Source organism: Bacillus sp. FSL W8-1127 (assembly GCF_038006725.1).
Classification (GTDB): domain Bacteria; phylum Bacillota; class Bacilli; order Bacillales; family DSM-4216; genus Bacillus_O; species Bacillus_O smithii.
Window position 1 is genome coordinate 1,952,954 of record NZ_JBBOVU010000001.1, and the last position, 13,479, is coordinate 1,966,432.

At 40.4% G+C, this 13,479-nt stretch carries 11 protein-coding genes; 3 read left to right on the plus strand and 8 right to left on the minus strand.

Annotation, left to right across the window (positions count from 1 at the left end):
* Window positions 1–6: 6 nt before the first annotated feature.
* The 7 genes from NST12_RS09215 to lhgO form a co-directional block, all read right to left on the minus strand.
* On the minus strand, window positions 7–351 hold the full coding sequence (locus tag NST12_RS09215) for a ferredoxin family protein (RefSeq protein WP_341029758.1): 345 nt from the start codon (window positions 349–351) through the stop codon (window positions 7–9).
* Window positions 348–1,979, minus strand: a complete 1,632-nt coding sequence (locus NST12_RS09220) for an FAD-binding protein (RefSeq protein WP_341029761.1) — start codon at window positions 1,977–1,979, stop codon at window positions 348–350. Before NST12_RS09220 ends, NST12_RS09215 begins: the two co-directional genes overlap by 4 nt.
* 62 nt (window positions 1,980–2,041) lie before the next feature.
* Window positions 2,042–2,818, minus strand: a complete 777-nt coding sequence (locus NST12_RS09225) for an ATP-binding cassette domain-containing protein (RefSeq protein ID WP_341029765.1) — start codon at window positions 2,816–2,818, stop codon at window positions 2,042–2,044.
* Window positions 2,819–2,855: 37 nt separating this feature from the next.
* The gene (gene ssuC, locus NST12_RS09230; RefSeq protein ID WP_341029766.1) at window positions 2,856–3,644 is read right to left on the minus strand and encodes an aliphatic sulfonate ABC transporter permease SsuC; all 789 of its coding nucleotides are present in this window, start codon (window positions 3,642–3,644) and stop codon (window positions 2,856–2,858) included.
* 710 nt (window positions 3,645–4,354) lie between these two features.
* Window positions 4,355–5,428 (minus strand): LLM class flavin-dependent oxidoreductase, encoded by a 1,074-nt coding sequence (locus NST12_RS09235; protein ID WP_341029768.1) that lies wholly within the window; start codon window positions 5,426–5,428, stop codon window positions 4,355–4,357.
* A 58-nt stretch (window positions 5,429–5,486) separates the two neighbouring features.
* Window positions 5,487–6,356 (minus strand): sugar phosphate isomerase/epimerase family protein, encoded by an 870-nt coding sequence (locus NST12_RS09240; RefSeq protein ID WP_341029770.1) that lies wholly within the window; start codon window positions 6,354–6,356, stop codon window positions 5,487–5,489.
* A gap of 499 nt (window positions 6,357–6,855) precedes the next feature.
* A complete protein-coding gene (gene lhgO, locus NST12_RS09245) occupies window positions 6,856–8,058 on the minus strand; it encodes an L-2-hydroxyglutarate oxidase (protein ID WP_341029771.1) in 1,203 nt (400 codons plus the stop codon).
* A 437-nt stretch (window positions 8,059–8,495) separates the two neighbouring features.
* On the opposite strand from lhgO, the gene NST12_RS09250 reads away from it, so the two are divergent.
* From NST12_RS09250 to NST12_RS09260, 3 genes are read left to right on the plus strand one after another with little or no spacing between them, the layout of a single operon-like run.
* Window positions 8,496–9,203, plus strand: coding sequence for a FadR/GntR family transcriptional regulator (locus tag NST12_RS09250; protein WP_048623477.1), 708 nt, complete (start codon window positions 8,496–8,498; stop codon window positions 9,201–9,203).
* Window positions 9,204–9,227: 24 nt separating this feature from the next.
* The gene (locus NST12_RS09255) at window positions 9,228–10,637 is read left to right on the plus strand and encodes an FAD-binding oxidoreductase (RefSeq protein WP_341029775.1); all 1,410 of its coding nucleotides are present in this window, start codon (window positions 9,228–9,230) and stop codon (window positions 10,635–10,637) included.
* Between the two features lies 1 nt (window position 10,638).
* Window positions 10,639–11,943, plus strand: coding sequence for a (Fe-S)-binding protein (locus tag NST12_RS09260; RefSeq protein WP_341101039.1), 1,305 nt, complete (start codon window positions 10,639–10,641; stop codon window positions 11,941–11,943).
* A 414-nt stretch (window positions 11,944–12,357) separates the two neighbouring features.
* Here NST12_RS09260 and NST12_RS09265 read toward each other — a convergent pair whose 3' ends face one another.
* Window positions 12,358–13,449 (minus strand): hypothetical protein, encoded by a 1,092-nt coding sequence (locus NST12_RS09265; RefSeq protein WP_341101044.1) that lies wholly within the window; start codon window positions 13,447–13,449, stop codon window positions 12,358–12,360.
* Between the last annotated feature and the right edge of the window lie 30 nt (window positions 13,450–13,479).

A 13,479-nucleotide genomic window follows, 5' to 3' on the forward strand; every position in this document is an offset into this window, starting at 1 on the left:
AATCACTTAATGTCCCGGCATTTTGCTCATCAATCGAAACATTTTATAGGAAGTGTCAAAGGCTGCGCCAGAAGTCCGGCCTTTACCCCATCCAATCTCTTTTCGATAGCTTCCCAATATTCCACTCTGAATCAGTTCCTCTTCTTTTACCTTGACATCTTCTTCAGCAAAAGGGGATACATACATTGCATCCACTGGACAATATGCTTCACACATATAGCAAGTTTGACAGTCATTTTTACGGGCAATGACTGGAATATTTCCTTTTTCCTGATCAAACACGCCGGTTGGGCACACCATAACGCATAACCCACAACTGGTGCACCTTGATTCACTAATTAATTCAATCATCCTTGAATAACCTCCCTATTTTGGGGCAATGACTCTGGTTTTACCCAGATTTTGTCCAGTCCCCCTGTAAGAATTCGATAATGTTGATTCGGATCTTGTTTTTGATAGTCAAGTCGTTTATGCATCCCTCTTGTCTCTTTACGTTCCAAAGCCGAGGAATACATCCAACGAGCAGTAGCTGTCATAGCAGCAGATTCCCTGGCTTTTACTACATCAGCTTCATCTATTAAAATACCACCTCTTATTTCTTTCCAAATCTGGTCAAGCCGCCGTAAAGAAGGAAGCAGCTTATTTTCAGTTCTAAATAGGTTAATATCGTATGGGTTCACTTCCGCTTGAACAGCCTTTGTAATTTCATGAGAAACGGTTCTTTTTTGCGCACCTCTGTTGAAAGCAGAAACAATCGGTGTGGTAGAAACTCCTACTACATTCCGTTTACTTGAATTCACACCCAGCTTTAAGGCATATACAGCTGCTGCTTCGCCGGCCCAAGAACCTGATGACATCGCCCAAGCAGCATTGTGACTGCCTCCGCCGGTAAATCCACCGCAGATAAACTCACGTGTTGCGGCATCTCCTGCTGCATATAGACCCGGCACGTTAGTAGCACAATTCTCATTCACAAGATGAATGCCTCCCGTTCCACGGACAGTCCCTTCTAATCTCAATGTAACGGGAAAACGCTGTGTAAATGGATTAATGCCTGCACGATCAAACGGAAGGAAGAAATTAGGTTGTGCTTTGCGCATCCATTTTTGCATCTCATCATCCGCTTTATCGAGCCTTGCATAAACCGGCTGTGTTTGTAATGTTTTCGCAATCACAGACCGTCCCTTTTGAGATCCTGCTCCTTCAATGATCGAGCCATCCTCATAGTAAAAGGTAGCCCACGTATAAAACGCTGTTTTCGTAACAGAAGCAAATGCCGGGGCAATAGCATAGGCATTTGAAAATTCCATTCCAGAAAAGTTCGCCCCTGCTTCTGCAGCAAGCAAATAGCCATCGCCAGTTAAAACGTTGCATCCCAACGCTTTGCTAAGAAAAGAACATCCACCTGTCGCCATAACAACAGCCCCCGCTTTTACTGTCCAGCGCTCACCTGTCGTAGTAAAAACGCCAGATGCACCCCCTACTCCATATTCATCTGCTAGAAGTTCCAAAGCTGGACTATGATCCCAAATTTTCACTCCAGCTTTTTTTACCTGTTTTCGCATCAAACGCATATATTCGGGGCCTTGTAAACTATTGCGATGAGGCTTTCCTTCCTCATCTAACGGAAAAGGATACTGCCATGCTTCTAACTGATGAATATTTTCATACGTTTTGTTTAGCACAGATGTCATCCATTTTCGGTCAGCCAAGTACCCACCTAAAGCTTCCCTACTTTTCATTGCTGCCTCCCGGTCTTCCGGATCAGGATTTACATACCAAACTCCTGTTCCGGATGGCGCAGTAGCACCGCTTGTTCCGCAATATCCCTTATCTACAAGAATAACCCTTGCTCCTTTTGAAGCTGCATTAAGGGCAGCCCAAGCGCCTGCAGGGCCTCCACCGATAACCAATACATCGGTATCCATTTCTCTACTCTCGCTATTTTGAAAAGTTCCTCTTAAAAACGTTTTTCCCATCAATAAAACCTCCTTGATTGTTAGATTGATCAATTCCTTATCACGCAACCACAAAATAAGCTTTACATGGAACGTGAAATTTTAGATTTTGAAAATTCTATCAAATTAGTTTCTTGCACTCCCATAACACGATCTAAAATCAACTCTTCGAAGTACGAGAAACGCGGGTCCTTTCTTCGCGGACGATCTAATGTAATTGCAATATCCAAGGCGACATTACCGTCTTCAATCAAAACAACACGATCTGCCAATGCAACAGCTTCACTAACGTCGTGGGTGACAAGAATCGCTGTAAATCCTTGTTGAAGCCATAATTTTTCAATCAATTGCTGCATTTCAATTCTAGTAAGTGCATCCAGCGCTCCCAGCGGTTCATCGAGAAGTAACAGACGAGGTTCTCCTGCAAGTGCACGGGCTAAAGCAACCCGTTGACGCTGTCCGCCTGAGAGCACAATTGGCCATTCATCGCCGCGATCTTTGAGTCCCACCAGGGATAAAGCGGCTTGAGCTTCGATTTTAGAATGCGTTTTTGTTCCGATCTGGACATTCGTAAGTACCTTCTTCCACGGGAGCAGTCTGGAATCCTGAAACATAAATCGAGCATCTGCATGAATACTTTCCACAGCCTCTCCATCCGCAATGACTCGCCCATTGCTTGCCGGTTCAAGTCCGGCGATAAGCCTTAGCAGCGTACTTTTTCCGCAACCACTTCGTCCCACTATGGCGATAAACTCACCTGACTTGATGGAAAGATTAATCCCTTTCAACACCTTATTTTCTCTAAAAGATTTTTCAACTCGTTCTAATTCCAGATTTATTCCTCTTGGTCTACTATTCACGAAATTCACTCGCTTTCTGAATAAAGTAAAGAACATATCAACCATTATGCGAAGGGTTATAATTGGGGTGCCATTGCAACCATTTCTTTTCAAAAAATTTAGCCACTAAATCGGATAGCTTTCCAAGTAATGCATAAAGTAAGATGCTAAGGACAACTATGTCCATATGCATAAATTCTCTTGCATTCATAGCCATATAACCAATACCTGAATCCGCCGATATGGTTTCTGCTACAATAAGAGACAACCACATAATGCCAAGCGCATATCTGAGACCTACCAAAATGGAAGGTAACGCACCGGGAAGAATGACCGTTGTAAATAGATGAAATGAATGAAGACCGTATATTTTTCCCATTTCGATAAGTCCTTTATCAACGGAGCGGATGCCATGAAAGGTATTCAAATATATTGGAAAAGAAACACCCAGCGCCACAAGAAAAAGCTTGGACGATTCTCCAATCCCGAACCACAAAATAACGAGTGGAATCAAGGCTAGATGAGGAATGGTTCTTACCATTTGGATTGAACTATCGAACAGTCTTTCTAAAGTTTTGGAAAGTCCATTGATCATTCCGAGTGAAAATCCAATACTACCGCCAATTACAAAACCAATAAAGGCTCTTTTCGCACTTATTCCAACATTATCCAATAACGTTCCATCCTCGCTTAATCTTATAAATGCTTGTACGACCTCAAGCGGTGTAGGCAAAATATTTTGGGAGATCAAACCGTTTTGCCCTAATAATTGCCATAAAAATATTACGATAATCGGAACTATCCATGCTGACCACTGATGAGAGATTAAGTTGCGTATAAATTTCAATCCGTCATCCCCCCTAATAAAAATAAAAATGGAGACATCTCATCTAAATCCCATTAAAAGTGAGAAATCTCCATTTGCATGGTCGACTAATATATGAAATATTTGTGATTTCTAACAATAGCTTATTTTAATAACTAAATTGCAGGATGAGGAAAATTCGCCATTAAAGAGCCAATTTAATCGCCCATTCTGAGTAGTTAATATTTCAAATAAGGTGTATTTATTCTTTCAAAAAGGGTCATATTACGCGTTTTTATTCGTGATCTTATACACCCAATAATGTACGTTTTCCAGCAAAAAAGTTCTCTAAGGCAATGAGCACGGATTCTTTATCACGTTCTTCATTTCATAGTTTCAACTCCTTTGTATGCAACGGCAGCTCTGCCCATCCATCAAGTACGAGACAAGGAACCATGTCGCAACAAGGTTACCCATACAATAATACTTTCTTCTGTTTAACCCTATAGCTTCCTTCCCAGTATGCTAAATGCCGCAGTTTTTCGTGAGAGAAAAAGCAAACTGACGATATTATTTCTCTTGTAAAAAAAGTTCGACCAATTCACAAATTTGGTGACTTGACGGTTTTCTTTAGCTCATTTGAAAATGAACAAAAAATAAGAATTCGTATGCCGCTAAACAAGGATGTTTAGATGAACGGGGAAACACAGTGATGTGTTCGTATCCCAAACTTGATTGATCCTAGAAGCCATTTATATCACCTTCTCTGCTTTTAGCTTTAGACTTCTTACCCGTGGAATAATTTCCTTTGCAAAACGGGCCATTTCAATTTCGAAAGGTTGGAACTGCAGCATAAAAAGATCGATACCAATTTGATAAAAGTCCACAATTCGTTCAGCCACTTGTTCGTAGGAACCGACTAGACCCGCTGCTGTTCCTCCGTTTGTGCCAATATGGGGGTATTTGGCGAAAGTCTGGAACATAACCGCTTTAGGATCAGCGTTTCCACTAAGATGAGCAAGTGCTTCTTTGTCCCCTTCGGCATACTCCCACGCTTTTGCAAGCTCAGCCTTCGCTTCTTCTTCAGTTGGGCGTGCAATGACAAAGGCTGAGAGTCCGAATTTTATTGGTGCGCCATTACGTGGCCGCTTTTGTACGGAAACAATTAATCTCGCTACAACGTTAAGCGGCTGGCCGTTAATAAACCAAACATCAGCATGGCTTGAAGCTAAATCCTTTGCTGGCTCTGATTCTCCTCCAACATAAATGGTTGGACGCTCTCTTACTGGAGAGGCGGGATTCAAAACGACGTCTTGTATATTAAAATATTTTCCTTTGAAGTTTGTTTTTTGTCCTGATATCAGGGACCGGACAACGGTTAACCACTCCGTCCCATACGCATATCGCTCATCATGATCGGCAAACCCAATGCCGGTCCGCTCAAGTTCCGGTCTGTACCAAGCATTGACCACATTGATGGAAAATCTTCCTCTACTGATTTCTTCGATACCAAGCGCCTGTTTGGCAAGAACAACCGGATGATATAAATAAGGCTTAATCGCGGTAATAATTTCAATCTTAGAAGTTAACGCCGCAAGCGCTGCAGCCGATGTCCATGCTTCAAGGTACGGAAAGTTGTCTCCGCTGGGGTTTAACGTATGCTGGGCAACTAATGTAGCGTCATATCCTAGTTTTTCAGCAGTAATGATTTGATTTTTTACTCGTTCCCAAGATGCATTGAAAGGATCATCGGGGTGATGGATGGAAGCCCAAGTTCCCGGGTTCAATGCCCAAACTCCAAAACGTGGTCCTTCTTGTTTAACCATATTTTTTCCTCCTAACAACGGATTGATATTGAATTAGTTCGTATCACAAATGAACTTTTTATGGAATGTGAATGTTCATTTCTTGTGCAACATTACGAATATGTTGGACTCCCCGAACATAATCATCTTCTTCACCAAGAAAATTATTAATATATAAAGGCGTATCCTTATCCAATTTGTTATATTCATATAAAAAAGTCTTCAAATCTAAAGCTCCAAATCCTGGTTGAACAACATCCAGGTGAACGGCAAGCTTATTTTGCAACACGATATCTTTAATATGGCCGCTCTTGATGAAAGGAGCCAGCTTAGAAAATACCTCTTGAATAAATAAAGAATTTTTAAAGTATTTTTCCGGCGAGTCAATAATATTGACTAAGTCAAGATGAACAGCAAATTGTTTTCTTTCAATCGCTTTCATTAATCGCAAATAACTGTCTGGTGAATTTGGAAGCAGCCACGGAAACAGTTCAAGGGTATAAAACGTCCGTTTTGGTTTTACCGCATCAATGATTTCCTTGACAGTATCCACAATCAAGTCGAACGTTTCATTATTCAGATTATTGGGATGAATATCAAAGCTTCCCGGTGTATGATCGTTGACTTTGCTTTTGGCTCTAGAACCAGCAAGATTTACTGCACAGTTCGCTCCAAATTGTTCAGCCAGATCCAATTTTTCTTTTGCAACTTCAATAGCCAGCTTACGTCTCTTATCATCGGGAACGATTGTATTATTAAAAATATGGACCTCTCCAATAGTCAGATCTGCGTCTTGTACGGCCTTTTTAAAATCTTTGATGACACCTTCCGGAACAACCGCTTCAGCCGGCCAGTGTGCCGTGGAATAACCCAATCGCTTCAGCTCCTTAACCCACTGTTCTGGTTCGTGAATTCCACTAAAAATAGGTCCGCCCAGTCTCATCGTCATCGCCTTTCCTTAATAGAATGTCTTTTCGATATTTTGCTGCAAAAAGAAAGAGCAACAAATTCCTCCATTAGGAATTGTTGCTCTGGTAGACCAGTCGACAACTTTTCAGCTTCTTGTCAGCTTGATTATAAATAGACAAGAAACTTTTCATTTCTTTTTACATTGATAAACCCCAAGAATTTTTTGTCCTTCATTTCAAATCTAATAAATTTCAGATTAACCGGTTTCAGACCTCCATCTTTAAATTAATATGTGATTTTTCAAAATTATAAACCAAACAAAACATATATGTCAAGTTGGAATTGAAATTTGGCTGATCAATAAATAGCCAGACTCTTTATATGATTTAAAGAACTACTCGAAAGACCTGTTAACAACATTCTAAGAAATGAACAATTCATCCATTCTTAAGCTTGGAAAAGGTTCAATAAGATTTTATCATCAAATATGGCGTTCTACATTTATAAAAATAACTTAACTAAATTTGTACAGACTCTTCTTATACAATATGTTGAAACCGTTCAACAATCTGTTGGGCGATGGCTTCGCCTATTGGAATGGAGGCCGTGGCTGCAGGAGATGGCGCATTGCATACATGCAACGACCTTTTCCCTGAGAAAATAGCAAAATCGTCTACCATGCTTCCATCCTGCATAATAGCCTGCGCTCGCACCCCCGCCTGGGCAGGAACGATATCTTTCTCCGTCAACTCCGGTATGAGTCGCTGCAAGCTCCGCAAAAACGCTTGTTTGCTAAAGGAACGAACCATTTCTTTCATGCCTTCTCTCATATTCGGCATCGCCATCTTCCAAAAACCCGAATATGCTAAAATCTCCAAAAGATCTTTAAGGTTTATATCTTTTTTCGTATATCCTTCACGTTTAAAGGCCAAAACCGCATTTGGCCCTGCATGAACCTCTCCGTTCATCATCCGGGTAAAGTGAACCCCAAGAAACGGGAAATCGGGATTTGGTACCGGGTAAATCAAATGATTGACAAGATACCGTTTTTCCGGCACTAGCTCATAATACTCGCCTCGAAACGGCACAATTTTCATCCCCGTTTTCATGCCAGCCATTTTAGCCATACGATCGCTGTGCAAACCGGCACAATTAATGAGAAAACGTGTTTGTATGGTCCCCCGGTTTGTTTCAATCGTCACATGATCCATATTTTCTACGATGTTTTCCACTCTCACACCAAGACGAATATCCCCTCCTCTTTCCTGAATGAGGCGTGCAAATGCAGCAGATACACTTTGATAGTCTACAATTCCACAGCTCGGTACCCGAATTGCACCTATACCTTTTACATGCGGCTCGATCTCTTTCAATTCTTCAGAACCGATCTTTTTCACATCCAACCCATTCTGCAAACCACGTTCATAAAGCTCCTCCATAATTGGAAGTTCTTTCTCTTCTGCGGCCACGATCACCTTGCCGCATATTTCGTATGGAATACCGTGTTCTTCACAAAAATGAACCATCGCTTTGTTGCCTTTACGGGCGAATTGTGCCTTGAGGCTGCCCGGTTTGTAATAAATGCCCGAATGGATAACGCCGCTATTATGACCTGTTTGATGATGAGCCAATTCGTTTTCTTTTTCTATTACCACCATTTTTGAGTTTGGAAAACGTTTTGCGAGTGCCATACCTGTAGATAATCCAATAATTCCACCGCCAATGATCGAAAAATCATACATGTATATCCCTCTTTTATAGTAAATTCCTTAGCAAAAAGGGTAATTCACTTTTTTTCATCCGTGAAAATAGCCTTAACTTCTAAATATTCGTCTTTTCCTGACAGCCTATCGTCGTCCCATCGCACATTATCAAGCCTTCAAACAGCGCTTGAGCAATGCAGGAACGGCATCATGTTCTATTGGTTCTGAAACTCTAGATGTGAAAAAACAATCTAAATGACAGGTTTTGCTATTCTGTTTTTGTAATACAAATTTATATAACAAATTGATGTTGTTATATTGTTTTTTTCGTCTTTTTTGTTTATTATAATCTTCAATAAATTAATTGTAAATTGTTTATTTTCTAAAAATTAAAATATTTATATTATGAAAATTGTTATACAAATTTTTAACTTGTTAGACAAATTATGATTTCAATGATGGAAAGGAGCAAGATGATGTCCAAAAAAGAAAAAGTTTCGCAAATCATATCGCGTGAATTACTCAACCAAATTGAAATAGGAAGGTTTCCTCCTGGTTCAAAGCTGCCGACTGAAATGGAATTAGCCGCTCAATATGGTGTAAGCAGAGTACCGATTCGCGAGGCTTTAAGCATGCTTCGTGCTGCCGGTGTCATCTCTTCACGTCAAGGAGGAGGAAGTTATGTAGAAGAATCGACCACTTCATCCTTATTAAAGAGAATTCGAATCGAAAGCGATGATGTAGAAAGTATTAAATATCTTTTTGAAATGAGAAAAATTTTAGAGCCTGAAGCAGCCTATTTAGCCTCACTTAGACGAACACCTGAGCAACTTGAGCAAATGAAGCAAATTTTAGAAAGAATGGAAAACGAATCGAACGAACAGGGAACGAGTTCAACCGAAGCGGATCTTCAATTTCATCGTTCCATTATTTTGGCTACTCACAATCCCGTATTGATTCAAACTCTGGAAAATTTATCCTCCCTTTATGAAAAAACTTTAAAGATCACACTTCGCCCGAACGTAGAATTAAAACAAAAACGCAAAGCTGTCCACGAAGAACATCGCAATATTTTATTAGCCATCGAAGCGGAAGAACCAGAACTTGCTAAAATCCAATGCCTTATCCATTTAAAAAATGCAGAAAGAAAACTAAGTCTGCTCTTAAAGGATTACAACATATAACCGTACAGAAAGTGAGAGATTCAAATGAAGGTAGTCACTTCGCGTCATATTGAAGAAATCAAAAAAATCGTAAAAACCGGAAAAGTATGGACAGACGAAAGCGATCGTTTTAGCTACTCATTCGATGCTTCTTTCGGAACCTTTTTACCCGATGTGGTGATTCAAACAAAGAGCGTGGCAGAATTGGCTGAACTTGTGAAACTTGCCAACCGCGAAAAAATCCCCGTCTATCCTCGCGGTCAAGCCACATCTTTAAGCGGCGGTCCCCTGCCGGTTAAAGGAGGCATGGTATTCGATTTATCGGTATTAGACGATTTGCTTGAAATTCATGAAGAAGATTTGGTCGCTGTCGTTTCTCCGGGAGTATTAACCGCCCAGATTCATAAGGCAGCTGAACAAAAAGGATTCATTTTTCCTCCGGATCCGAGCAGTGCGCACGTATCGACAATCGGCGGCAATCTAGCCGAGAATTCAGGCGGACCAAGAGGCTTAAAGTATGGAGTGACAAAAGATTATGTGATTGGTTTGGAAGTCATTACCCCCGAGGGAAACATCATAAAAACCGGAGGACGCACAGTAAAAAACGTAACGGGCTACGATTTGACGAAACTTATTGTTGGTTCAGAAGGCACTCTTGGGATTATTACGAAAGCCGTGTTGCGTCTTCTTCCCAAACCACCTGCTTCTGAAACGATTATGGCAGTATTCGATAGCCTTGTTGATGCCGGCAGCGCCATTTCCAAAACTTTATCATCCGGAATTTTGCCTGCCAAAATGGAGCTGATGGATCAAGCCTCCATCATAGCCGTCGAACAATATGAACCATTAGGATTACCAACAGATGCTGAAGCCATCATTCTGATTGAGCTGGACGGCCATCCTTTAGCATTAAAAGATGAAATCAAAAAAGTCGCTGAACTATGCCATGCGGTGGGAGCACGGTCGGTCCACATTCCCCAAAATGAAGCGGAGAAAATGGAAATCTGGAAAGCCAGAAAGCTAGTTTCACCGGCAATCGCACGGATTAAACCGACAAAAATTTCAGAAGATGCCACTGTACCACGAAGCAAAATTCCTCAAATGTGCGCAAAATTGCAAGAAATTCGCGATAAATATAAGGTTCACCTTGTCGTGTTTGGTCATGCAGGGGATGGAAACCTGCATCCCAACATCATTTGCGATAAAAATGATCAAGAAGAAATGCGCCGTGTAGAACAGGCCGTCGCCGAGATTTTTACCGCAGCCGTCGAACTTGGCGGGACGCTTTCCGGTGAACACGGCATCGGGACAATGAAATCTTCTTTCATGGAAATGGAGTTAGGTCCCATCGGTCTGGACATGATGAAGCGTATCAAAAAGGCATGGGATCCAAACAACATTTTGAATCCAGGAAAAATTTTCCCTGAAGAGGGTCAGAAATGGGAGTTGACTTAAAATGAAATCATCTTTGGAACAATTGAAAGAAGAATTTCTATATGAAAAAACAAACAGGTGTGTACAATGCGGCTATTGTCTGCCAGTCTGTCCAACATATGTAACCATGAGAAAAGAAACACATTCGCCACGCGGGCGAATCCATCTCATCAAAATGGTCGGAGAAGGAAAAATGACTGATTTATCTGCGCTGGAACAACCTCTCGATTTATGCCTTGGTTGTCGTGCGTGCGAAACGGCTTGTCCAACCGGGGTGGAATATGGATCAATTCTAGAAGCCGCTCGAGCAGCAATGGCCAAACGCAAGAAACTTTCCGTTCCGGCCCGTTTGCTGCGGAAAGCATTGCTGAAAAAAGCCATTCCAAATCGTCACATGATGAAATGGTCAGGAAATGCATTTTGGTTTTATGAAAAAAGCGGAATGCGAAAAGTCGTGCGCAAGTCAGGCGTTTTAAAAAAATTGCCCTATCATCTGGATGAATTCGAAAAAATCATCCCGCAAACCGTTTCACCTTCAGAACGCAATCAAGATTTCGTCAAAATAAAATCCAAAGGTGAAAAAAAAGCAACAGTGGCTTTTTTTACAGGCTGCATCATGGACTCCATGTTTCACCGCATTAACCGCTTATCTGTACAACTGCTTGCCGAAGCAGGCTGCGATGTGATCGTCGTACCGAATCAGACTTGCTGCGGCGCCCTTCATGCACATTCCGGAGAATTAGAAGAAGCTAAACGCCTTGCCAAACAAAATATCGCTGCATTTGAACAAGAAGAGGTGGATTTCATCGTCCACAATGCGGGAGGATGCGGAGCTATGCTTTATGAATATGACCATTTGCTTGCGGATGAAAAAGAATGGGCTGATAAAGCCTCTACGTTCTCTGCTAAAATAAGAGATATCAGCCAGGTATTGATCGCTTGCGGAGGACTTCCAAACCTAAAAGCACGTAAAGAAGAACGTGTAACGTATCAACCCTCTTGCCATATGACAAATGTTCAAAAAGTGATTCAAGAACCAATGGATCTTTTAAAAAGCGTGTCAGGAGTTCATTTTATTGAAATGAACCAAGCTGACATGTGCTGCGGTTCTGCGGGAATTTACAATATCATACATTTTGATGCATCCATGAGTATTCTTGATGAAAAGATGAAGAATATGAAAGCATCCGATGCATCAGTGATTATAACAACCAACCCTGGATGTTTGCTGCAAATGAAGCTTGGAATTGAACGTGAGAAATTATCTTCGTCTGTCCGTGTGCTGCATCTAGTCGAGTATTTGGCTGAAGCAGCGGGAATTTCCTAACTTACTGCAATGATAAGCCTTTGAATCAAAATAACAAGATGACCAACCATGATTCTGCTGCTGGCGGACTTCTGCCTAAATATCCTGTATCGGCTGTATATATCCTTAGAGCCTACCCCTCTATTTCAACGCTATGATGGATCTTATCGGACATCTTACAAAATATAGTGTTAAAGAATTGCCGTCGGCTGCCAATGTTTTGACCCCATTGGAAATCGCCGACCTTTTTTGTGTGATGATCGTTTTATGAGAGCAGATCATGGATGAAGAAATTCGGAAAGGATTTTCTTTTTCATACTTATGGCAATTTCCAAGATTGAAATATCAAACTTAATGTTTTCGAATAAGTCTTCTATGTTTGCCTTTCTCACGCCAGAAAAACTTTTTAAGTATTTTTCCAACCCACTTATAATTTCAGAATATTCTTTCGTTCGATTTTAGTTTTCTATTGTCTTTATCATGGTTTTCGTCCCAATATTTTCTATATTCTTCAATACATTCATGTTTATCCATTGATTCTTGAATGATTTTATTAAACTGTTGTGGTTCGTCTACTCTAAACAAAACTGTATGTGCGTGTTTTTGTATGCCAAAAGGTCCAAAATACTTAACAGGATTTATTAATTTTAATTCCAATTCCGGCTCATCAATCCCTACTGTTGCTTTAAATACGCCTTTTTTGGTTTTAGTAAACATAACATCATCTTTCATGCTAAAAGTTTCTAAAGATTGAATATTGTCGATGTCGATCATCATTTTTCCCGTATACCCGCTATGAATGATGAGTTTATTAGACGTGACAACGATTGGCAGGTACTTGGCTGAATTATAGAGAGCGATTGCATAAAAGAAAGCGTAAATATTGATGATGGTGGAAATCCATGCAGCCAATTTATTCCATTGCATAAATAACAGATGAAATACAACCGCATCTAAAGGGAGTATAAGTAAGATCACGATAATAAACGTCTTAAACATCGTTTTTTCATGATATTTGAATAAATGACCATTTGGGGGTTTTGGCTTTTTAAACCATACAATCAAAGAATAATAGAATGTTTTAAATTCCATGATGACCGCACCGCGAACGAATGAATTTCCGATCCAACCACTAATAGAATCATCTAGTCTCTCCCAAAAATCTAAGTGCGTGTCATTTTTTAAAGATTTCATTTTTTTGATGGTCAATCGAATACTATTCACGACAAATAGCAAAAATAAAATTTCTACCAGCGCTGCTACTTTTAATATGTAATGAAAATATTGTCTTTCAGTAGATGGGATAATAAGGAAGGCCAATAGGAAACCAATAAAAAATCCTGAAAAAATAGAAAGGATTTTCCTTTTAGAAAAAAGCCAAAACAAAACAGGAAATAATATCGTCAAGGAAAGAGTAATCACTAAATTAGCTTCGTCCGTTAAACTGCCAACACTTTGAACATAAATGTAAGAAGTTGAAGGGATGACCAATAATAATAGGAATTGAATGAGCCTTTTTAAATTCATGCCATGCGCTCCTTTATCGATTTTAATAAT